The organism is Ruegeria arenilitoris, assembly GCF_013032855.1.
Classification (GTDB): Bacteria; Pseudomonadota; Alphaproteobacteria; order Rhodobacterales; family Rhodobacteraceae; genus Ruegeria; species Ruegeria arenilitoris.
The window spans coordinates 51,710-73,387 of sequence record NZ_WQDA01000005.1 but is presented as its reverse complement, the minus strand read 5'-3'; the positions used below and the strand labels follow the sequence as shown (position 1 = coordinate 73,387).

Annotated in this window: 23 protein-coding genes; 6 read left to right on the top strand and 17 right to left on the bottom strand. The window is 61.3% G+C overall.

Going from position 1 to position 21,678, the window contains the following annotated elements:
- Both GOW72_RS15840 and GOW72_RS15835 read left to right on the top strand, forming a co-directional pair.
- Entirely contained in the window at positions 1-1,008 is a 1,008-nt protein-coding gene (locus tag GOW72_RS15840) for a flagellin (protein ID WP_170367521.1), read from the top strand.
- On the top strand, positions 1,005-2,099 hold the full coding sequence (locus GOW72_RS15835) for a flagellar basal body P-ring protein FlgI (RefSeq protein WP_093963660.1): 1,095 nt from the start codon (positions 1,005-1,007) through the stop codon (positions 2,097-2,099). The genes GOW72_RS15840 and GOW72_RS15835 overlap by 4 nt, the downstream gene beginning before the upstream one ends.
- 50 nt (positions 2,100-2,149) lie before the next feature.
- Here GOW72_RS15835 and GOW72_RS15830 read toward each other — a convergent pair whose 3' ends face one another.
- From GOW72_RS15830 to GOW72_RS15800, 7 genes are all read right to left on the bottom strand, one after another.
- Entirely contained in the window at positions 2,150-2,794 is a 645-nt protein-coding gene (locus GOW72_RS15830) for a DUF1523 family protein (RefSeq protein WP_093963661.1), read from the bottom strand.
- Between the two features lie 10 nt (positions 2,795-2,804).
- The gene (locus GOW72_RS15825) at positions 2,805-3,071 is read right to left on the bottom strand and encodes a hypothetical protein (protein WP_093963662.1); all 267 of its coding nucleotides are present in this window, start codon (positions 3,069-3,071) and stop codon (positions 2,805-2,807) included.
- Position 3,072: 1 nt separating this feature from the next.
- Positions 3,073-4,410 carry a DUF6638 family protein gene (locus GOW72_RS15820; protein WP_170367520.1) on the bottom strand — a complete coding sequence of 446 codons (1,338 nt, stop codon included), beginning with the start codon at positions 4,408-4,410 and terminating at the stop codon, positions 3,073-3,075.
- A 55-nt stretch (positions 4,411-4,465) separates the two neighbouring features.
- Positions 4,466-4,834 carry a hypothetical protein gene (locus GOW72_RS15815; RefSeq protein WP_170367519.1) on the bottom strand — a complete coding sequence of 123 codons (369 nt, stop codon included), beginning with the start codon at positions 4,832-4,834 and terminating at the stop codon, positions 4,466-4,468.
- On the bottom strand, positions 4,831-6,762 hold the full coding sequence (locus GOW72_RS15810; RefSeq protein WP_170367518.1) for an AAA family ATPase: 1,932 nt from the start codon (positions 6,760-6,762) through the stop codon (positions 4,831-4,833). The genes GOW72_RS15815 and GOW72_RS15810 overlap by 4 nt, the downstream gene beginning before the upstream one ends.
- Before the next feature lie 21 nt (positions 6,763-6,783).
- Complete coding sequence (locus GOW72_RS15805; protein ID WP_170367517.1) at positions 6,784-7,902, bottom strand: hypothetical protein; 1,119 nt, start codon at positions 7,900-7,902, stop codon at positions 6,784-6,786.
- Between the two features lie 251 nt (positions 7,903-8,153).
- A complete protein-coding gene (locus tag GOW72_RS15800) occupies positions 8,154-9,233 on the bottom strand; it encodes a coiled-coil domain-containing protein (protein WP_170367516.1) in 1,080 nt (359 codons plus the stop codon).
- Positions 9,234-9,522: 289 nt separating this feature from the next.
- On the opposite strand from GOW72_RS15800, the gene GOW72_RS15795 reads away from it, so the two are divergent.
- Positions 9,523-10,998: an NAD-dependent succinate-semialdehyde dehydrogenase gene (locus tag GOW72_RS15795; RefSeq protein WP_170367515.1), complete on the top strand. Its 1,476-nt coding sequence runs from the start codon at positions 9,523-9,525 to the stop codon at positions 10,996-10,998.
- Positions 10,999-11,139: 141 nt separating this feature from the next.
- Here the strand turns inward: GOW72_RS15795 and GOW72_RS15790 are convergent, their stop codons facing one another.
- From GOW72_RS15790 to GOW72_RS15765, 6 genes are all read right to left on the bottom strand, one after another.
- Entirely contained in the window at positions 11,140-11,607 is a 468-nt protein-coding gene (locus tag GOW72_RS15790) for an Hsp20 family protein (RefSeq protein WP_170342492.1), read from the bottom strand.
- Positions 11,608-11,731: 124 nt separating this feature from the next.
- Positions 11,732-12,550, bottom strand: a complete 819-nt coding sequence (locus GOW72_RS15785; RefSeq protein WP_170359854.1) for a trypsin-like serine peptidase — start codon at positions 12,548-12,550, stop codon at positions 11,732-11,734.
- The gene (locus GOW72_RS15780) at positions 12,547-13,338 is read right to left on the bottom strand and encodes a trypsin-like serine peptidase (RefSeq protein ID WP_342355391.1); all 792 of its coding nucleotides are present in this window, start codon (positions 13,336-13,338) and stop codon (positions 12,547-12,549) included. Before GOW72_RS15780 ends, GOW72_RS15785 begins: the two co-directional genes overlap by 4 nt.
- Positions 13,339-13,457: 119 nt before the next feature.
- Positions 13,458-14,780: a glycolate oxidase subunit GlcF gene (gene glcF, locus GOW72_RS15775; RefSeq protein ID WP_170367514.1), complete on the bottom strand. Its 1,323-nt coding sequence runs from the start codon at positions 14,778-14,780 to the stop codon at positions 13,458-13,460.
- A 4-nt stretch (positions 14,781-14,784) separates the two neighbouring features.
- Complete coding sequence (locus tag GOW72_RS15770; RefSeq protein WP_170367513.1) at positions 14,785-15,885, bottom strand: FAD-binding protein; 1,101 nt, start codon at positions 15,883-15,885, stop codon at positions 14,785-14,787.
- A 26-nt stretch (positions 15,886-15,911) separates the two neighbouring features.
- Positions 15,912-17,360, bottom strand: a complete 1,449-nt coding sequence (locus tag GOW72_RS15765) for an FAD-linked oxidase C-terminal domain-containing protein (protein WP_170367512.1) — start codon at positions 17,358-17,360, stop codon at positions 15,912-15,914.
- Between the two features lie 81 nt (positions 17,361-17,441).
- On the opposite strand from GOW72_RS15765, the gene GOW72_RS15760 reads away from it, so the two are divergent.
- Positions 17,442-18,152, top strand: a complete 711-nt coding sequence (locus GOW72_RS15760) for a DUF599 domain-containing protein (protein ID WP_170367511.1) — start codon at positions 17,442-17,444, stop codon at positions 18,150-18,152.
- A 35-nt stretch (positions 18,153-18,187) separates the two neighbouring features.
- Complete coding sequence (locus GOW72_RS15755; RefSeq protein ID WP_170367510.1) at positions 18,188-18,535, top strand: hypothetical protein; 348 nt, start codon at positions 18,188-18,190, stop codon at positions 18,533-18,535.
- Between the two features lie 3 nt (positions 18,536-18,538).
- On the opposite strand, the gene GOW72_RS15750 is transcribed toward GOW72_RS15755, so the two are convergent.
- The 4 genes from GOW72_RS15750 to GOW72_RS15735 form a co-directional block, all read right to left on the bottom strand.
- Positions 18,539-19,024, bottom strand: a complete 486-nt coding sequence (locus GOW72_RS15750; protein WP_170367509.1) for an NAD(P)H-dependent oxidoreductase — start codon at positions 19,022-19,024, stop codon at positions 18,539-18,541.
- A gap of 5 nt (positions 19,025-19,029) precedes the next feature.
- Positions 19,030-19,500, bottom strand: coding sequence for a 23S rRNA (pseudouridine(1915)-N(3))-methyltransferase RlmH (gene rlmH, locus GOW72_RS15745; protein ID WP_170367508.1), 471 nt, complete (start codon positions 19,498-19,500; stop codon positions 19,030-19,032).
- A 44-nt stretch (positions 19,501-19,544) separates the two neighbouring features.
- On the bottom strand, positions 19,545-19,904 hold the full coding sequence (gene rsfS, locus GOW72_RS15740) for a ribosome silencing factor (RefSeq protein ID WP_217358180.1): 360 nt from the start codon (positions 19,902-19,904) through the stop codon (positions 19,545-19,547).
- Between the two features lie 164 nt (positions 19,905-20,068).
- Positions 20,069-21,430: a mechanosensitive ion channel family protein gene (locus tag GOW72_RS15735; protein ID WP_170367506.1), complete on the bottom strand. Its 1,362-nt coding sequence runs from the start codon at positions 21,428-21,430 to the stop codon at positions 20,069-20,071.
- Between the two features lie 116 nt (positions 21,431-21,546).
- Between GOW72_RS15735 and GOW72_RS15730 the strand changes: the two genes are divergently transcribed.
- Positions 21,547-21,645, top strand: a complete 99-nt coding sequence (locus tag GOW72_RS15730; protein ID WP_170367505.1) for an isopropylmalate isomerase — start codon at positions 21,547-21,549, stop codon at positions 21,643-21,645.
- Positions 21,646-21,678: the final 33 nt, after the last annotated feature.

The window sequence follows — 21,678 nt, the reverse complement described above, 5'->3', positions numbered from 1 at the left end:
ATGACCTTGAACTCGATTGGTGATCTGGCCCGCGGTCTGACCTTGCGTGCGCGCAGCACCGAGATCAAAACGCAGATCGAAACCCTGTCCTATGAAATGTCTACGGGTCAAACCGCTGACATTTCTGGGCGTCTCAGTGGCGATTACTCGCATCTGCTGGACCTGGATCGAAAAATTGCACAGCTGGACGCCTTCTCTACGGCGACCGCCGAGGCAAATCTGTTTGCTGATGCCATTCAGATCAGTCTCGAGACATTTGAGACCTCGATCGGCGAGGTTTCGGCTTCTCTGCTCGCGTTTGGGACGTCCAACCAAGCGACTTCGCATGCTCAGGCCTCGGCTCAGGCGCGCAACGAACTGGACACGATGATTTCTTCACTGAACACGCGGGTCGGTGGCCGCAGCTTGTTCGCGGGAACCGCCACGGACACCTCTCCGTTGAAGTCGACGGACACGCTACTGGCTGCGCTGCGAACCGAATTGGCAGGGCTGACAACCCTGACCGATATTCGCCAAGCGGCCGAAGATTGGTTCAATGATCCTGCCGGATTCGAGGCAGTCATGTACAACGGGTCCAACACGACCCTCGTACCAATGCAGATTTCGGAGACCGAGCGGGTGAACATGCAGTTCACGGCCAATGATCCGAAACTTCGGGATGGATTACGTGATGTCGCGCTTGCGGCCTTGGCGACGGAGGGCGCGCTGGGATGGCCGCCAGACCTGCAGACTGCCTTGTTCACCGATCTGGGCGTGGCTCTGGCCAACACCAAGGATGACGTCGTGACGATGCGCGCTCAGATCGGAGCGGTGCAAGCCCGCATCGAACAGGCCGAAACACGAAATGCGGCGGCCAGGACCAGTTTTGAATACGCGCGCAACGAACTTGTCGCCGCCGATCCCTACGAAACTGCGGCACACCTGCAGACCGTGCAGTTCCAGCTCGAAAGCCTCTATTCGGTCACTGTCCGCAACTCGACCCTATCATTGGTGAATTTCCTGAGATGAGACTTCTGGCCTTCCTTCTGATCATGCTGCCTTCGGTGGCGGTTTCCGGGGCTGTCCGGCTCAAGGATCTAGTGAATTTTGACGGTGTGCGCGGCAATGACCTCGTGGGATATGGCCTTGTCGTTGGACTGAACGGAACCGGTGACGGGCTGCGCAATTCTCCGTTCACCGAAGAAATCATGTCGAACATACTGGAACGGTTGGGTGTAAACGTCACTGGCGAGGACTTTCGCCCCAAGAACGTCGCCGCCGTTCTTGTCACCGCCACCCTTCCGCCCTTTGCGAGGGTGGGCGGGCAGATCGATGTGACCGTTTCGGCGATCGGAGATTCCAAAAGCCTGCTGGGCGGCACGCTCGTCATGACACCGTTGAACGCCGCGGATGGGCAGATCTACGCAGTTGCGCAGGGAACCGTTCTGGCAGGCGGTGCAGTCGCCGAAGGTGACGCTGCATCGGTTGTTCAAGGGGTCCCGACATCCGGTGTCATCCCCGCCGGGGCCCGGGTCGAGCAGGAGATCGATTTTGAACTGTCAGGCCTTTCCCAATTGCGGTTGGCCCTGCGCGAGCCGGACTTTACGACCGCAGGCCGGATCGAAGCGGCCATCAATCGCGAGTTCAATCGCGCCGTTGCAGTCATGCGCGACTCGGGCACGGTGGAATTGAGCATCCCGGAAACGCGGGCCCCTTCCACCGCGCATGCGATCGGCCGGATCGAAAACATCCTGATTGAACCCGAAACCAAGGCTCGTGTGGTTGTTGATCAGCGCTCCGGCACGATCGTCATGGGGCAGGAGGTCCGAATTTCACGTGTCGCGGTTTCTCAAGGCAACCTGACACTTCGGGTAGAGGAATCTCCGATCGCCGTTCAGCCCAACCCCTTTGCCAGAGGGGAGACCGTTGTTGTGCCGCGAACCATCGCAGGGATTGAGGAGGACGCCGGCACCGGGTTGGCAGAAATCCCCGAAGCGACGACGCTGTCGCAGGTGGTTGCCGGCCTGAACGCGTTGGGCGTGTCCCCGCGGGATATGATCGACATTCTCAAAACCATCAAAGCCGCCGGAGCCCTTCACGCCGAGTTTGTCGTCAGATAGCGGTCCGCATAGGCAGGAAGCCGACTTTCGGACAAATTCCCGGTTCCGTTCTATTTTGACTTCCAACTGTCCAGCCAGCGCCGGAAGCTGGACCTTCGTTCGTCGATCGCATCCCCAGCGGCGTAGAGACCATCCTCGACGCTTTCAAGCATGGGGTCGATGCGGGCTTCGCGGAACCTGCGCCAACGCACCCAAAGCGCCCAGACGATGGCAAAAAAAACGGTCAGGAAAATGATGTTGAACCAGGGAATGATGCGGACATCCGGTCCTTCGACATGTTTGATGAAGATGGCATTCGGGAAGATCGACAGAAACTCGTTGCGCCAGCCGTAGTGGGTCACGACAACCCAATCCGGATCATCCTTGTCCGAGATCGCGTCGTTGGCTTCGGTGTAAAGGTTGGCGGTATCGAACTTAAAATAGGGTGGCCAGCCCCAGCTGGTATCTTCGTTCCGATAGACGATCGGCTTGCCGTTCGCCCGCACGGCTTGGATGAACTGCACATCGCGGTTCGAAAGGCTGGTCGACTGATCATCGGGCTCGGACCAGAAAATGCGGGTCCAATCCGTCAGATCCTGCCGCTCTTCGTAGGTGTTTACGATGCGGACAATGTCGTGCTGCGGCAGCGAGTATTGCAGGATCGCACCCAGCGTGATCCAGAAAATCAGGATGAACGCCCATTTGATGTAGACCATTCCCAAAACCTCACATGTAGTTCACGACATAGATCAGCGCGGCGATCGCCACCCAAGGCACGATATAAACACCCAGGATCAGTTTGCGACGGAACGAATTGTCATAGACATGCAATCCGCGTTCGACAAAGGCTTCCTTGTTGCCGGTCTTGCCCTTCTCTTCCCACCACGTCTCAAGCTTTTGCCGCCGGACGCGACGCGAGTAAAGTGACAAGGCAAAGTAGGCAATCGTCTGAACGACAAGCAAACCGAGAAACAGGCGCATTGCTCCGAACATATCACTCTTTCCTTACCGCGCCCCAAGGGCCGACCCGTGCGATCACCGCCTCGCTGACCCGGTCCTCGCCACTCATGTCGGGCTCATGCCCGAACAGTGCGGCGCGGGCCCCGGCCTTGTCCACTTGATATTCACGGGCAAGAAACTCGGCCACATAGGCCTTTTTTGGCTCCGGCCAGCCACCATACGTTCGGTAGAACAGTTCCTTGTGGCAAATGAACATCTGGCGCGGGTCCAGTGGGGCAAGCTCGGCCAGCAGCATATTCACAAGATCGCGGTTTGGGGTATTGGCGGCGCGCAGCGAATAGAAATAGGCCGGATGATCCGAAGTGATACGCGGCCAAGGCCCGCCATCTGTCGCCCAGCGCAACAATTGCGCGAGGCCATGATAGGCTTCGGGCAAGCGATCCGCGTGGTTGCGCGCCAAACGCCGCATGTCGCTGCGGTCCAGCCCGGTCAGATCAATGCCCGCATCCGCGGCGGCGTCAACGGTCAGAAAGTCCATCTTCTGTTGCAGAATCGCGGCGGCATCCACGCCGCGGGCCTTGACGATCGGCTCGACCAGATCGTTGTAATTCAGAAATTTGGCAATCTGGTTTCGCTGCGACGGGTCAAAGACATATTTGATCGGCAAATCCTCTGGCCTTTCACCCATGCAGATCACCGCCGGGTGATCCAGATCCGGGAACAGATACATGCCGCCGAAATGCGCCGTCCAGAAGTTGCGCTGTTCAAACACCGTGTGGCGCAACCGGACAGGGTTGCGGGTGACGTCGCCGGTTTCCTTAGCGGTTTCGATCATATTCGCGATCAGCACATCGTCGAACCAGGCGTATTCTTCGGTCTTGAACCGTTCCACCATGCCTGCCAACTGATCGGCCTTGCGCAGGGTGCCGCCGACGGTGTCGGCCTCGATCTCAATCTTGCGCAGGTTCAGCAGGTCGCGCGGGGTGGTGAGTTTGAAGACCGAGTTCACCAACTCTCCGGCCACCGCATCTGTGGCGGTCAGGGCAAACAGCTGCGCCTCGTTCATCTCGATGAATTCGCGCAGGATATCGCGCGAGGTCGAGAATTTGACGTTCAGCAGAGGCGCGCGTTTCTGCTCGGTCGTCAGCAGAATGAACTGCCGGTTGACCCCGTTGGGGTTGAGGTAGAGCGGGTCGTCCAGTTCAATCCCCACCTCGGGCGAATACCCCGAGATATCGACATGGAAATCCGTCAGCGCCGTGGTCTTGCCCGCCAGATGTTGCAGCGCGCGGTTATACCGCTCGACCAGAGCCGGGCTGGAGATGTGGACGAGATTGCCGAACATCAGGCCTTTTTCGATGAGGCGGATCATGAAGCGAGCCTTTGTTCAGTTGGCAGCCAATCGATTGATGACAGATAGCTATCCATCATGATGCAGCTCTGTTCTCGACGAAAGCCACTTTGAGCCTTCGTACCAAACCATAAAAAGTCACTGGAATCCAAATAAGTATCGCCCAAACTGACCAACCGAATTTTTCCAGAATCGGACAAGGTAAGCCGCTTGTGAGGGGGTCGCCACAAGTCTCCGAGACAGCGAAACCCGTTGCATAAAGAAGGGCGATGACCGTCAATACAGACATAAGCGAGATCGTGATCACGACATCGATTACCAACGCCAAAAGAATATGTAGCCTTTCGAGCGGCTTGAGCCAAAAGAGAGACACACAAATATAGCTCAATAGAGAAAGTACTAATAAAGCAACGAAGTAGGGTAAGAAAAAGCTCCAAAAGCTCACCCCTTCCCCTCCAGATATCGCCGCTTGGCCTCTTCCATCCGGCCCATCTCGCGGACGGCGTTTTCGATGGCGACCTCGTCGCTCTTGTCGGCATATCGGAACTCGCTGTCGGCGTAGCGATTGATCTCCTGGATCACCATGTCCACAGTGATCGGCTGGCGCAGGTCCTCGATCATCGCCTTCTTTGTGTCGTAGTCGCGGAACAGGAACAGGTCGGGGTTCTCCATCCATTCGTCGGGCAGTTCGAAATCCATCGCGCGGACCTTGACTGCGTCGGTGATGTTCTTGATCGCGCGGCCGGTGAACCGCTCATCGGCCTGTTGAATCGCCTTGAGGTAGGTGCCCAGCTTCGCAATCGTGTCCATCTGGCCGATCTCGCCTGAGACCCGGTCATAGACCTGCAGCAGAGCGTCCTCATGCGGGCGGGAGTGGCTTTCGAAGCTGGCGGCGACGGCCTTTTTGATTTCTTGGGCGGCATAAGCGTCGTGTTCGCCCAACGGGATGTCGTGGTTGCGCCCCATCAGCAGGTGAAGGATGTCGATGTAATCCTCGCGCGTTTGCGGCCCGTCCACCAAGAACCGCGCACCCGCCCGCTGGCGCAGGGCGTCGTCCACGTTTTCAGGGTAGTTAGAGAACATGCCAAAGGTGCAGTTGCCGCGCACCACGGTGTTGGCGCCGGCAAAGCTCTCCATCAGCACGGCGGTGATTTCCAGCTGACCGGCTGACGACTGCCGGTCGCCGCGTTTGCCGGCCAGCTGATCGATATCGTCGATCGTGCCAAAGCCGATGACCGAGGGGTCGATGATCGTGTTGATGAACGCCTTGGCGTTCTGGCCGGATTTGCCCTGATAGCTGTCGATATTGTCGGTGCTCAGGTTCTGATAGCGGAACGGATAGCCTGCATTCTGGCAATAATCATTGATCAGCCCGGCCATCATCTGGATCAGAGTGGTCTTGCCGGTGCCCGGTTTGCCGTCGCCCATGAAGGTAAAGATAAACCCGCCAAGCTCCGCGAACGGGTTCAGGCGACGGTCAAAATCATAAGCCATCAGCATTTTGGCCAGCTTCATGGCCTGATATTTGGCGATATGGTTGCCCACCACCTCGTTCGGTTTCTTGAACGTCATGGTGAGCGTGGTGGATTTGGCTTTCGACGCGGGCTCAAATCCCCGGATCGTCAGATCGTCGGCCTCGATATGCCAGGCGGCGTTCTGGAACGGGGCCAGATGGCCAGCCGTTTGCGCGCGCAGAGCAGCTTTTTCCATCAGTTGCTCTGCATAGGCACTGGTGGCCGCGATCAGATGGGCATCATCGGGCGCGTGCTTGGCCAGAACCTGATCCAGCTCCCAAAGGGCACCGTGCAGGGCGAGTTGGCCGTTGTCTGTCAGGACCTCATCGATTTCACCGATTTCGACCGTGGTCTCACCCAGATGCGAGGACATCAAATAGGCCAACGCATTGCCGAAGGTGTGCAAGGTGATCAACGCTTCGGCGGTCAGCAGATCCGAGAATTCGGTCTTGCGCGCGGCGGCAAGATCTCCGGCCAGATTGGCGCGTTTCAGATCGGCCAGCGGGGTCTGGTCCGCATAGGTTTCGGCCACCGCCAAAGCGATGGCAATCGCCCGGCGGATCGCCTGCTGTGTGGTCGCCTGCTGCGGGGACACCAGCGCGTCGCCGTCATCCGCGGCCTCTATCCGTTCGACCAGATGCACCCCATCGGCCCGCGCAGTGCGGCGGGTTACCAACCCCGGCGTGGTCGACCGGAACCGCCGTCCCGTCGACACACCCGGTGACCGTTCGACGGCGGCCTCGGCGGGTTTGGCTATGCGCGGCGCATGCTCGAACCCGTTCAGCAATGCGGTGGCGGCAGGATAGTGCTTGCGAATATCGTCTTCGCGCAATTCCATCTGGTCTGACGTCAAACTCATTTCAAAATCGCCTTTGTATTATCAATATCGCAACACCTGCCCGGACTTGCTGACCACAAACTTGCGCACATCCGCAAAGCCTGGCGGATTGCGTTCGGCCAGAACCTGGAACGGACGCTGGGGAAGAATGATCGAGCGCTGGGTGCGTGTGGCCCCGGTCTCGGCCCCCTGTCCGCCGAAGGGGTCCAACGCAAAGACCTCGCGCTCGACGGTCGAGAACCACCCGGCGCGTTCTTCGATGACCTCTTCGCTGTGCAGCTCTTCGGTGGTCCAGGCCAGAGCCCAATCCTGCCCCTCGGGGGCTTGCGCGTCCTCCAACACCTGCCGCAGGGGGCCGGATTGCTCGGTATAAGCCGAAGAATACATCGGGCCCACATGGATGCGGCGCAAATGTTTGGGGTGCAGGTCGTCAAAATCCTGATCGAACCCCTTGGCGATGGTCACCAGTTTCAAGCCACCAAGCGACTGCGCCATCAGATGCGCCTGCACTTCGGGCCAGCGACGCTGGTCCTTGGGCAGGGCCGTTTTGCCGCTGTCCTCCAACTGCATCAGGTAGATGACCGGCAGGTTGATCTGGCTGTCATAGACCGCCCAATGAATCAGGAATTTCCGCCGCTCGCCCTCGGTCTCGATCCAATGGCATTCCGGGTCATTGCGAGCCCAGAACAGCTGACCTTTCAACAATTCCTCGTAATAGAGCCTTTGGGACAGCGCGAATTGCAGCTTGGTGGGGATTTCCCTGTCACTGATGATCGTCCGCACCATCTCGGTTTTCAGGTCATCTTCCGAGGGCATATTCGCCAGATGTACCTGCGCCTGCTGCGCGTCATTGGCCATGGTCAGCAATTCAGCCGCCACCGGAAACCCGCTGTCGCGCTTGTCCATCGCGAGGCTGCCGAAGAACCGCCCGGTATCGCGCCCGACCAGCAGGTATTTCATGCTGAGCGCCCGGAACGTGTAGAGCAACCCCGAGAGGTAGCGCGACACGATCCGCACCTCTTGCTTTCTGATCGCGCCCTCGGCCTCCATCGTCGCGGCCACGCGCAGGAGGTGGACGGTGATCACCTCGAATTTGCGGAAATAGCGGCGCGAGGCAAAGGTATCGGTCAGGCCGACATGGTCTTGGGTGGGGTTAGTCATTTAGCTTATCGACCAATAGAAGGAATACCTCGAATGCCAACCAAAGTGCGCCCCAGACTGCGAACACGGCTGAAACTCCAAATGAGCCGAGCGCGAAGACCAATGGCACGAAGAACATCATCAATCTCAGATCGGGACCAAGGTATGCTGGAATCAATTGGGTCAGGTACCCGAACAGGATGAGAAGCGCCCCAAAGAGCGCAACGCCCACCGCTGAACTTAGCATCTTTAGCGGCGAACGGATCGCGTCCTCACCCCCCATACAAATTCTTATCATGCTTCTCAACAATCGAGGCGAACCGGCGGGCAAAGCGTTCGTCTGCCTTGGCTTTTTTCTCCAGTACGTCGCGGGCGAAGACCATGTGGTCCTCATGCGCCTCAAGCATGTCGGCCATTTTCTGATTGGTCGCGGTGCCGATGGCGGCCATGGCAGTCTGCGCCTCTTGGTCTGTCTGCACACCGATCTCGTTGATGCGGTGGGCCACGTCCTGCTGCTGCGCGGTTTTCAGCGATTTGGTCAGGGCGTCATACAGCACCACGCGTTGCTGCGTGTCTGTCTGCAGCTTGTTGATCAGCACCATCTGCGTCGCCGCCTGGTTCTGCAGTGAATCGACCCAGGTCTTGCCCTTTTCGATATAGCGCTCAAGCGTCTGGGACTTGGCCAGCTTCACCTGTTCTTCCTGAACCTTGGCGTTGTATTGCTTGTTCAGCTCGGCCAATTCAGACTCAAACTGGGTGCGCGCGGCGGCGTCCTGTTCGACGCTGATCTTGTTTTCCAGCGTGATGATCGTCGGATCCATGCCCTGAATCTCTGCGCGCAGCGCCTCGAGTTCCGCCACGGTCGCCTCGCGGTCATCCAGCGTGACGGTCAGGTTGTTCTCCACCTTCACGCGCTGCTCTTCAAGCACGGCCAGTTGTCCTTCCAGCAGCTTCACGATCACGTCGGATTTGGCGATCAGGTCCTGCAGCTTGTCGTCGATATTGGCTGAGCGCATCCGTTCTTGGCGCATGGACTCGGATTTACCCTTCGAGAAGATGCCCACGAACGATTCCCACCCGGTCTTCGAGCGCATCGCGTCGAAATCCTTGGAAAACGCGCTGGTGACGTCGTCCAGCCCCATGATCAGTTCGGCGATGTTTGCGTTCATCACCTCGGTATGGGCGTGCACGTCTTCAAGCGTGGCATTTTCGATGTCGATATCCGCTTCGGCCGTTCCGATCTTGGCGCGTGCGGCCTCGATCCGCGAGGTCAGCCCTTCGATCTGCGACTGGTTTTCACGCACCTTGGCCTGGGTTTCCTCGATCAATGCTTCGAATTGCTGGTTCGACATCTGTCCAATCCTTGTTTTTCTTATCTACCCAACAAGATAGGAAATGTTATAACGATTTACATCCCCCTGGGTCTCTCAAATCACCGGAACTTTGGCAAAACCCTATCGAAAAAGATAGGCGTCAAAACCAACAGCTGGCTGGCTTTTGATGCTTTCCGGCCCTTGCATCGCACGCCGATCTATTTTTTGATCAAATCTGGATTGATTGACGCCCCCGGGTGGCCCTAGACATGTTCTGCGCCACCTGATTGGGTACGCGCAAATTCTTTCCCTGCCCGGAGGCCGACCCATGCTGGATACCACGACCGACCTGAAATCGCTTTTGAAGAACCCCGACCTTCTGGTCACCAAGGCCTATATCGGCGGGCAATGGGTCGATGGTGACAACGGCACCTTTGCCGTCACCAATCCGGCCCGCGGCGACGTGATCGCCGAGGTCGCGGATGTCAGCCGCGCCCAGGTGGCCGGTGCCATCGCGCAGGCCGAGGCCGCACAGAAGGAATGGGCCAAGCTGACCGGCAAGGAGCGCGCCACGATCCTGCGCCGGTGGTTCGACCTGATGATGGAAAACGCCGAGGATCTGGGCAAGATCCTGACCGCCGAGCAAGGCAAGCCCCTGGCCGAGGCGGTGGGCGAGATCGCCTATGGCGCCTCCTTCATCGAATTTTTCGGCGAAGAGGCCAAGCGGGTCTATGGCGAGACCATCCCCGGCCATCAGCGCGACAAGCGGATCATGGTGCTGAAACAGCCGATCGGGGTGGCGGCCTCGATCACGCCGTGGAACTTCCCCAACGCGATGATCACGCGCAAGGCGGGCCCGGCACTGGCCGCCGGCTGCGCCTTTGTCGCGCGCCCGGCCACCGAAACGCCCCTGTCGGCGCTGGTGCTGGCGCTGCTGGCCGAACAGGCCGGCATTCCGGCGGGTGTGTTCAACGTGGTGCCCTCGTCACAGGCCAGCGAGATCGGCAAGGAGTTCTGCGAGAACCCCGGCGTGCGCAAGCTGACCTTTACCGGCTCGACCGAGGTGGGCCGGATCTTGCTGCGTCAGGCCGCGGACCAGGTCATGAAATGCTCGATGGAGCTGGGCGGCAACGCGCCGTTCATCGTGTTCGACGACGCCGATCTGGATGCCGCCGTCGAAGGCGCGATGCTGTGCAAATTCCGCAACAACGGCCAGACCTGCGTCTGTGCCAACCGCATCTATGTGCAGGCCGGTGTCTATGACGCCTTTGCCGCCAAGCTCAAGGCCGCGGTCGAGGCATTGAAAATCGGCGACGGCCTGTCCGATGGCACAACGACCGGCCCGCTGATCAGCGACGAGGCGGTGGCCAAGGTGCAGGAGCACATCGCCGATGCCACGGCCAATGGCGGCGCGATCCTGACCGGTGGCCTGCCGCACGATCTGGGCGGCACCTTCTTCCAGCCGACGATCATCACCGACGTGACCCAGGACATGAAGGTCGCGCAGGAAGAGACCTTTGGCCCGCTGGCGCCTCTGTTCAAGTTCGAGGACGAGGACGAGGTCATCGCCATGGCCAATGACACGATCTTCGGCCTCGCCTCGTATTTCTACGCCAAGGATTTGAGCCGCGTGTACAAGGTGGCCGAGGCGCTGGAATACGGCATCGTCGGCATCAACACCGGCATCATCAGCTCGGAACTGGGCCCGTTTGGTGGTGTCAAGCAATCCGGCCTTGGCCGTGAAGGCAGCCACCACGGCATGGAAGACTATCTCGAGATGAAATACATCTGCATGGCGGTCTGATCGGACGGACCATGAGACAAGGGCGCCTCTGGGCGCCCTTTTTCTTTGCAACCGTCATGAAAAACCCCGCGTCCGGAGGAACGCGGGGTTGTGCGACAACCGAGGGAGGAGACGATCATCGCCGCTTGGGCGGTCTCAGCCTCAGTTCACGGGCTTGGCGTCAACCACGTCCTTTTCGATCGCCTTGGTCGAGGTGATCTCGATCCGGCGCGGTTTCAGCGCTTCGGGCACCTCGCGCTTCAGGTCGATGTGCAGCATGCCGTTTTCCAGGCTGGCGCCGGTCACGCGGACGTGGTCGGCCAGAGCAAAACGACGCTCGAAGGCGCGGGTGGCGATGCCGCGATGCAGATAGGTGCGCTTGGTGTCTTCGGTGGCTTTCTTACCGGCCACGACCAGCGCGTTTTCCTTGACTTCGATCGTCAGGTCATCTTCGGCAAAGCCGGCGACTGCGATCGAAATGCGATACGCATCGGCATCGGTTTTTTCGATGTTGTACGGGGGATAGCTGGGTTGTGACACTTCGCTGGTCATGACCCGATCCATGATGTCGGCAATCTGGTCAAAGCCGACGGTTGCACGGTGCAGTGGTGCAAAATCAAAGCTACGCATGTTCGTTATCCTCATGTTCAGAGCGATTTACGAGTTTTGCCCTCCGATTGGACGGGCGTTGGTCATCGTCGGACCCCGGTTTGGCTGCCCGACACACATGAAATGGGAAAGGATCTGGCTGAGTTCAAGACCCGCCGGAGCTGATGAATTTCGCGCCTGAGCTGGACTTGCCCGAGCCGACCTGCAGCCGCCGGATCTTGGCCTTTGGCTGCGGCGCATCCCGCCGCATGATGGCCTTGAGGTCCGAGACGATCCCCTCAAGTTCCATGCCGAACCCGACCTTCCGACGGCCGTCGGTACCAACCGCAGATACCACAGAAAGGATCTGCCAACGCGGCCCATTGCGGGCCAGAATTGCCGAACCGGAAGATCCAAACGTGACATCGCAATTGAAGGTAATCAAACCTTGGCGCCGCTCCAGAATCCGGCAGGACCGCTGGCGCGTGATTGCCTCGGATCGGCCGCGCCCGTACGAAGCGATGCTGATCTCATCCCCGGCGACCCGGCCACTGTGCAATGCAAATGGGTTGGCGACGGTATACGGGATCGGTTGATCCAGTCGCATCAGGGCGACATCGACCCGGACCATCTCGGGTGACAGGCCAACCCGTGGATCATAGTCCGGAAGGACGGCGATCTGCACGACCGTGCCTTCTGCAAGCGCATGTCCATCGCTCAAACCTGCGCGAAAGGTGACTTCGCCGGGTGCGTAGGTCCGGCCGGTGGCCTTGTCCGTCGCACAATGGGCTGCGGTCAGAACAAGATCCTGCGCGATCAGCGTGCCGGTGCAGAACGAGCGGTCTCCGATGTCCAACCGCCCGATCGCCTCCCAACCATACAGGTCGTCCCGATCGGTTAGCCGGCGCTTGCCACTGTCCTGGGCCACCGCCGACGCAGCAATCCCGGCCAAAATCAGGGCCAATGTCACGATACGGCAGGTCATGGCCGGACAAACCTTGCGCCGACGTTCTTTCCAGGCTCGAGCGTATTGCCGGAGGCGCCAAATCCATTCCCTGCGGACAGCTCGGTGCGCAGCACCTCCAGCGACTCTTCCAGCGCTGTTCCCAACGATACCCGCCGGCCTTCCAATTCGGCCTTGGCGGACACGACCGATACGATCCGGGGGTGATCCCCTGAGAACGAGAAGATCGGTGCGCCGGACGCACCCAAATCCACGTCACAGGACATGACCAGCACCCCCGATTGCTGCGCCATGACCGAGCAGACCTGTTGCAGCGAAGGGGCTTCTGCGCGGTTGTGGGCGTACGAAACCACTCCGACATCCTCGCCACGCGTTGGCCTGTAGCCGGTTTCAAACGGGATCACGGTCGTATTTCGGATCGGCTGCCACAACTCGATCAGCGCGACGTCGTGGCGCACGCGGCTGACAGATGCGGCGCGGTCATACTCGTATTCCGGATGAATGACCGCCTGGCGCGCCGTGCGATAGGCCGATGCGCGGCCATGTCGCCACCCCGCCAGAAACTCGATTTGGCCCGGATCAATTCGTTGGCGGGTTGCTTGGTCGAACAGGCAATGCGCTGCGGTCAGAACAAGGGTGGGTGAGATCAACGCGCCAGTGCAGAAGCCGGTGCCGTTGATGTTCAGCCGTCCGACCGCCATCCATTCGCGTCCGGAATCCGAGGTTTCAAGGCTTTGCAGCCCAGTATCCTGCGCCGTGGCTGCCAATGGCAGAACACATAACGCTATCGCCCTGATCCATGTGCGCACGCGGTTCTCCGGCATGAGGTATCGGCCAATCTACTTACGCGTGGCGTTTGGCGAAAATAGGGCAGAGCCGGACCGGGCCTAATCCGCACCAGACTGATGCGTCGGCGCATCAGGCCCGATCACCGCAGGATCGGAACCGAATCCGCAGACTGTCCGGCCCGATCCAGCGCAGGGGGCCGAGGCCCGCCCGTGGCCCAATCCAACAGCTCGACCGTATGCACGATGGGCAGTCGGGTGCCCGACCCGATCTGCATCATGCAGCCGATGTTGCCGGCCGCGATCAGATCGGGGTTCTTGGCCTCGAGCGTGCGCACCTTGCGCTGTTTCAACTTGGCCGAGATCTCGGGCTGCATCAGGTTGTAGGTGCCCGCGCTGCCACAGCACAGGTGGCTGTCGGCGGGTTCGACCACGGTGAACCCCGCCCTTTTCAGCAGGTCTTTGGGATAGGTCTTGATCTGCTGCCCGTGTTGCAGCGAGCAGGCCGCGTGATAGGCCACCGTCAGTCCCTTGTCGTCACCCAGCGGCAAGTCCAGCTGCATCAAGAATTCGCTGACATCCATGGCAATGCCCGACACCCGGGCCGCGTCCTCGGCCAGCGGATCGTCGCGGAACATGTGCCCGTAATCCTTGACGGTGGTGCCGCAGCCCGAGGTGTTGATGACGATCGCATCCAATCCCTTGCCGTCCATCTCGCGCGTCCAGGCACGGATATTGGCGGCGGCGGTGGCATGGCTTTCGCGGGTCTTGCCCATGTGATGGGTCAACGCTCCGCAGCAGCCGGCGCCCTCGGCCACAACGACCTCGCAGCCCAGCCGGGTCAGCAGGCGGATCGTGGCATCGTTGATGTCGGTGTTCAGCGCCTTTTGCGCACAGCCCGTCATCAGAGCCACGCGATTGATCGCCTGCCCCTTGGGCGCAAAGCTTTGGGGCTCGTCATTGCGGCTGACTGGCGGGATGTGTTTCGGCGCCATGTCCAGCATCGCCTTCAGGCGCGCGTCGGGCATCAGAAAGCGGAACGGCCGCCCCAGCTTGGCCCCGATCAGCGCCCAGCGGAATCGCATCGGATAGGGCAGGATCCGCGCCAGAACCCACCGCAGCGCCCGGTCCGAGAAGGGGCGCGTGTAGCGGTTTTCGATATATTCACGCGCGTGATCGACCAGATGCATGTAATGCACGCCCGACGGGCAGGTCGTCATGCAGGCCAGACAGGACAGGCAGCGGTCGATATGTTTGACGGTCTTTTCATCCGGCACACGCTCGTTTTCCAGCATGTCCTTGATCAGGTAGATGCGCCCGCGGGGGCTGTCCAATTCGTCGCCCAGGACCTGATAGGTCGGACAGGTGGCGGTGCAGAACCCGCAATGCACGCAGTTGCGCAAAATCTCGTTCGCGCGGCGGGTGCCGGGGTCTTTCAACTGGTCTTCGGTGAATGTGGTCTGCATCGCCCTATCCCATCAGCCCGGGGTTGAACACGCCGCGCGGGTCGAATTTCTGACGAATCCCCTGTGTCAGAGCCGCAATGCCCTGCGGTTCCGGCTGGAACCGGCCCAGCCGGGCAAGGGTATCGGCCCCGGCCCGCACCAGCGTGGCGTGGCCGGAAAACGCGCCAAGGCGCGCGCGCAGGTCGGTGCCTGCGGGCACCAGCGCCCAGATCAGCCCGCCGCCCCAGTCGAACAGGGTCCGATCAGCCTCGGCCCGCGCGGCGATTTCGGGCGCGTCGCCGGGTTTGACCGAGATCCGCCAGACATCGCCCGGCGTGTCGGCAAAATCGGCCGCATCGCGGACCCTCTGCCACAGGGCGTCCGACGGCTCGTCCGGATCAACCGCGCCGAACTGGCCCAGCAACTCCTGCAGGCGCCCGGTGCGGTACGAGACCGATTCCGCAAACCCCTCGATCCGGATCAAGGCGCGCTGTTGCTGCGGATCATAGGCTGCACCGGTGACCTCAAAGGGTGATTTCAGCGCCTCGGACAGGATGCGCACCGCAGTTGCGGCGTCCTTGGCAGGTATCGCCATCGTCGCGCTGGCCTCGGGTTTGGGCAGCACCTTCAGCGACACCTCGGTCAGCACGCCCAGCGTGCCCCAGGACCCGGCCATCAGCTTGACCAGATCATAGCCGGTGACGTTCTTCATCACCCGGCCGCCATTCTTGATGACCTGCCCCTGCCCGTCGACAAAACGCACGCCCAGCAGGAAATCGCGGCAGGCCCCGGCCTGGATCCGGCGCGGCCCCGACACGTTGGCGCCCACGACACCGCCGATCGTGGGCGCGGCCGTGGACCCCAGCAAGGCGCGATGGTCCATCGGCTCGAACGCCAGTTGCTGACCTTCGGCCTCCAACGCGGCCTCGATCTCGGCCAGCGGCGTTCCGGCCTGCGCCACAAGCGTCAGCGCCCCGGGCTCGTACAGGGTGATCCCGCGCAGCCCCTCGGTGCTCAGCACCCGGTCGGGGCCGTCCACGCCACGGGTTCCCCCGCCTTTGATCCGCACCGGGCCGTTCAGCCCGGCCACGATTTCGGCCAGTTCAGACTCTGATTCAGGTCTCATTGCGGGGTCCGTTCTGTCTTGGGAATTCATTCCGCCGCCATCGGCACGACGCGGCGGGCCGCACTGGCATCCAGCGGAAACACCTTGGCGGGGTTCAGCAGCCATTTCGGGTCGAACACGTCCTTGACGGCCATCTGCGCCTCAAGGTCCTGCGGCGCGTATTGATGATGCATCAGGTCACGCTTTTCGATGCCCACCCCATGCTCACCGGTCAGGCAGCCGCCGGCATCGACGCACAGTTTCAGGATCTCGGACCCGAAGGCCTCGCATTTTTCCAGATCGCCGGGCTTGTTCGCATCGAACAGAATCAGCGGGTGCATGTTGCCGTCGCCGGCGTGGAACACGTTGCCCACGGGCAAGCCAAACTCTTTGCTCAGTTCGCCGATGCGGCGCAGCACGTCCGGCAGGGCCGACACCGGGATCGTGCCGTCCAGGCACATGTAGTCGTTGATCTGCCCCATCGCGCCAAAGGCCGACTTCCGGCCCAGCCAGATGCGGGCGCTTTCCTCGGCCGATTGGCTTTCGCGCAGCTCGACCGGGTTGTGGCGTTTGGCGATCTCGACGATCTTGGCCAGTTGGCTGTCGATCTCGGCGTCCGAGCCCTCGACCTCAACGATCAGCAGCGCCTCGCAATTCGGATAGCCGGCATGGGCAAAATTCTCGCAGGCCTCGATGCACAGCCGATCCATGAACTCGATCGCCACGGGCAGGATGCCCGACTTGATGATGTCCGAGACGCATTCACCCGCCACCGCATTGTCATCAAAACCCATTAGGACCGGGCGCGCGCCCTCGGGCTTGCGCAGGATGCGCAGAGTCGCCTCGGTGACGACCCCCAGCTGCCCTTCCGAGCCGCAGACCACGCCCAGCAGGTCCAGACCGCCGGAATCCAAATGCGCGCCGCCGATCTCGACCACGCGGCCATCCATCAGCACCATGGTCACGCCCAGCAGGTTGTTGGTGGTCACGCCGTATTTCAGGCAATGCGCGCCGCCCGAATTCATCGCGATATTGCCCGCGATGGCGCAGGCCAGCTGCGACGACGGATCGGGCGCATAGAAGAAATCCTGCTCTTCGACCGCGCCGGTGACGCTCAGATTGGTGCGGCCGGTCTGCACACGGATGAAGCGGTTGTCATAGTCAACCTCGAGCACCTCGTTCATGCGGGCCACGCCCAGGATCACGCAATCGGCGGTGGGCAGCGCCCCACCGGCCAGCGAGGTCCCGGCCCCGCGCGGCACGACCGGCACGCCTTCGTCGTGGCAGATTCGCAGAATGTCCGAGACCTCCTGCGTCGAAGACGGCAGAACCGCGATCATCGGCGCGCATTTGTAGGCGGTCAGGGCGTCGCACTCATAGGCGCGGGTTTCGGACGGATCGGCAATGATGGCATCTTCGGGAAGAACCTGCCGCAGACGGGCAAGAACGCTGGCCTTGTGGGCCAAAACGTCGGGGTTGGGCTGTGGCATGTCCATGGCGGATCCTCCAGTTTGGTAAAATAATATTACCAATTTCTGCATCTGGCAAGTTGCCTTCGTCGGACGTACTGTCGCGCCATGACATTGACCGAACGCGCCCTGCTGTTTTCGCCCCTGGACTACGCCGCCGTCCTGCTGTTGCTGATCGCCTGGCAATGGATCGGATGGCGGATCGAGAACCCCGCGCCCGGCAAGCGCTCGGTCGCGGTGATGATGGACGAATTCCGCCGCTGCTGGATGCGCGAAATGGTGACCCGTCAGCCCCGCATGTTCGACGCCCAGGTCGTGGGCACGATGCGTCAGGGCAGTACGTTCTTTGCCTCGACCACGATGATCGCCATCGGGGGCGGGCTGGCCCTTCTGGGCAATACCGAGCGGCTGTCGGGCGTCGCCAAGGATCTGGCCATCGGCAGCGCACCGGCCATGGTGTGGGAGGTCAAGATCCTGATCGTGCTGCTGTTTCTGTCGAATGCGTTTCTGAAATACGTCTGGGCGCATCGGTTGTTCGGCTACTGCGCGGTGCTGATGGCGGCGGTGCCGAACGACCCCGAGGATCCGCAGGCCTATCCCCGCGCGGCGCAGGCGGCCGAGATCTGCGTGACCGCCGCGCGCAGCTTCAACCGTGCCCTACGCGCCACCTATTTCGCGCTGGCCTCGCTGGCCTGGATCCTGGGCCCGATCACTTTGATCATCGGCACGCTTCTGACATTGGGGGTTCTTTATCGGCGCGAGTTTGCCTCGCATTCCCGCGCGATCCTGCTGAGCCTGCCGCCGGACACGCAGACGTGATCGCGCCCCGCCCGATCAGACCCTAGACTGGCGCAATGCGACACCTGATCCCCTGCCTGTTTCTGGCCGCCCCGGCCCTCGCCGACCCGCCGACGGTCGAAAATGTCTCCGCGACGCGCACGGGCGAGACCTGGCGATTCGACGTGACCATCCGCCATCCCGATACCGGGTGGGACCACTATGCCGATGGCTGGCGCGTTCTGGCGATGGACGGGACCGAGCTGGGGATGCGAGTTCTGCATCACCCGCACGAGACCGAGCAGCCCTTTACCCGGTCGCTGGGCGGGGTCGCGATCCCCGAAGGCGCGAGTCAGGTTCAGGTGCAGGCCCGGTGCAGTGTCGACGGCTGGAACACGGACACCACGCTTGTGACGCTGGACTGATCGTCAGAACACGCCCAGCGACAACCCGGCGCCCAGCGCCGCGCCGATCTCTCGGCATTTGTCCAGTTCATCCTCGGGGATGGTCTTTTCCGCCAATATCGCCTCGGGCGTCTGGGCATGGGTGCAGATGATGAGGGGCGGCTGCACCTCTTTCAAGCGCCAACCGGTGGCGATGCGCGCCAGTTGCCGCGCCGCGTTCTGACCGTCGGACCCGGCGCAGATCATCTGCGCATAGGGCCGCCCCTCGATCCGGCCCAGAACCGGATAGTAGCAGCGGTCGAAAAAGTCCTTTATGACGCCTGACAGCGCCGCGAGGTTCTCGGGCGCGCAAAAGATGTATCCGTCGGCCGCCAGCAAATCGTCGGGTCCCGCCTGCTCGGCGGGTTTCAGGCTGACCTCGGCCTCGGCGCTGGCCGCCTGTGCGGCCGCATCGGCCATCTGCCGGCTGCCGCCGGTGCGCGAATGATAGACGATCAGTAGACGGGCCACAGTGGTCAGGCCCGATGATACGGGCCGCCCGACAGGATCGTCGCGCCACGATAGAGTTGTTCCGACAGCATCACCCGGACAAGCATATGCGGCCAGACCATGGCGCCGAAAGAAATCGAAAAATCGGCCTCGGCCCGCAGCGCCGGGTCGATACCGTCGGCGCCGCCGATGACAAAGGCCAGATCCTGCCGGCCCATGTCACGCCACCCGGCCAGCTTCCGCGCGAAATCGGGGGAAGACATCACCTTTCCCCGCTCGTCCAATGTGCAGATCACCGCGCCAGCGGGCAGCGCCTTGCGCAGCAACGCGGCCTCGGCGCCCATACCGGCGTTTTTCTTGTCTTCGACCTCGATCACGCGCGCAGGCCCCAAGCCCAGGCCGCGGCCGGTCCGGTCGAAACGGGTCAGATAGTCGTCAAGCAGGGTCTTCTCCGGTCCGGCACGCAATCGCCCGACCGCACAAATGCTGATACGCATGTCGCTCTCGCCGCCGGCCCTTCAATACGGGCCGGGATGGCGCCTCAGTTCGCCGAGGCGCTGCCGCCCTGAGGCAGCCACATCTTTTCCAGCTGGTAGAATTCGCGCACTTCGGGGCGGAAGATATGGACGATCACATCGCCCGTATCGATCAGCACCCAGTCGCCGGCATCCTTGCCTTCGACCTTCGAGGTGAAACCGAATTCCTGCTTGATGCGATCCGTCAGCTTTTCCGCCATCGCCGACACTTGACGCGTCGACCGGCCCGAAGCGATGACCATGTGGTCGGCCACCGAAGACTTGCCCTGCAGGTTGATCTGCACAACATCTTCGGCCTTGTCATCGGAAAGTGAGGAAAGGATGCGTTCAAGCAGCTTGTCGCTGATTGACTGAGAGCGGGCCATCACAGCGGCCCCTTCATCGGCGGGCAAACCCGCCTGTGTGTGTAGAGACAGGACATGGTCCTCCTTGCTAAAGCGCCGTGTAACCCCGGCGCCGGGGTACTATTAAGGTAGCAAGGCAATTGCAACATTTCAATGAACGGCAACCGTTGATGGCACGGGGTTGATCAATCCGTGTCCAGATGTGGCACAGCGGTGTCGGTGGCACCCTGCCCCAGCAGGCGCACTTCGCGCTGCGGGAAGGGGATCGAGATGCCCTCGGCCTGGAATGCATCCCACAGCGCCAGATAGACATTGCCGCGAATGTTGGTCAGGCCGGCCGTCGGATCGCGGATCCAGAACCGCAGCACGTAATCGACGCTGCTGTCGCCGAACCCGGTGATGTGGCAGACCGGTTCGTGCTTGCCGCCGCTTAGAACGCGTTTGACTGATTTCACCGTTCGCACGGCGGACTCGCGCACCTTGTGCGGGTCGTCGCCGTAGCTGGTGCCGAAGGTCAGATCGAGGCGGACGAACTCGTCGGAATGGGACCAGTTCACCACCTGCCCGGTAATCAGATCCTCGTTCGGGATCAGGTATTCGCGCCCGTCGCGGGTAACGACCGAGACGTAGCGGGCGCCCAGCGCGTTGATCCAACCGAACGTATCGCCCAGCGAGATCACGTCGCCCGGCTTGATCGACCGGTCCATCAGGATGATGATCCCCGAGATCAGGTTCGACACGACCTTCTGCAGGCCGAAGCCGATACCGACGCCAACCGCACCGGACAACAGCGCGATCCCGGTCAGGTCGAATCCCAGCGTCCGGATCCCGACCAGAAAGACCAGCCCGTACAGCGCCACCTGGATCCCCTTGGCCAGCAACACCTGCATCGAGGGCGAGATGTCGTCATTGCTTTTCAGCCCGCGTTCCGCCGCCCGGGTGCCGAGCCGCGCCAGCACCAACAACGTGCCGATCAGCAGAATGGCCTTGAGAATCCCCAATACCGAGATGTGAAGGCTGCCGATCGAAATCGCCACGCCATCCAGGAACTCGGCGACGTCATCGGTCAGACTCAGCGCGACCAGCGTGGCGTAGATCCACATCGACCAGCGGAAGATGCGCCGAATCGTCCGGTTGCGGACGAGTCGCGAAATCAGCGCGATCGCCAGCCACGCGGCTGCCAGCGTTGCCAGAACACCGATGATGTAACTGCGCGATGGCCAGGTGACCTGCTGCATCACCAGATAGACGCCCCAGGCCAGCACGACGAAGTAGACCAGCGTCATCCGCTGCATCAGCTGAACCAGAACCCGCAACCGCCATTTGGGCCATCCACTGCGCGTCCGTGCCCAGGCTTCCCACCGGCCTTTTGTCAGCAGTGTCAAAAGGAAGGACAGCGCCACCAGCCCCAGGATGATGGCGATCTGATACTGCCGCCACCCCGGAGTCACGATCAACTCGACCAGGTTCCCAAGCTGCAACAGAAAGGCCTCGGCCATGTTGTCGAACAGTTCTGAAATCGAACTTGGGATCAAATCATTGTCCATGCGCGTCTCCTGCCGCCAGATTGAACAGCAATGTGGCGGCTTGCAAGGCCCACCGACCTGTCGTGGGACGCGGATTGAGCCTTGATTGACGAGGGGGCGCGATATATCTGGATCGCATGAGATTCCATCAGGCCCCTGCTCCCAAACTGCAAGACCGCGCGCGCCTGCGTGAACGGTTCTTCGGGGCCGCCCGCACGGTTCTGGCCCGCCTATAATCGGCGCCCAGCCACTCGCCAGCATTTCTCAAT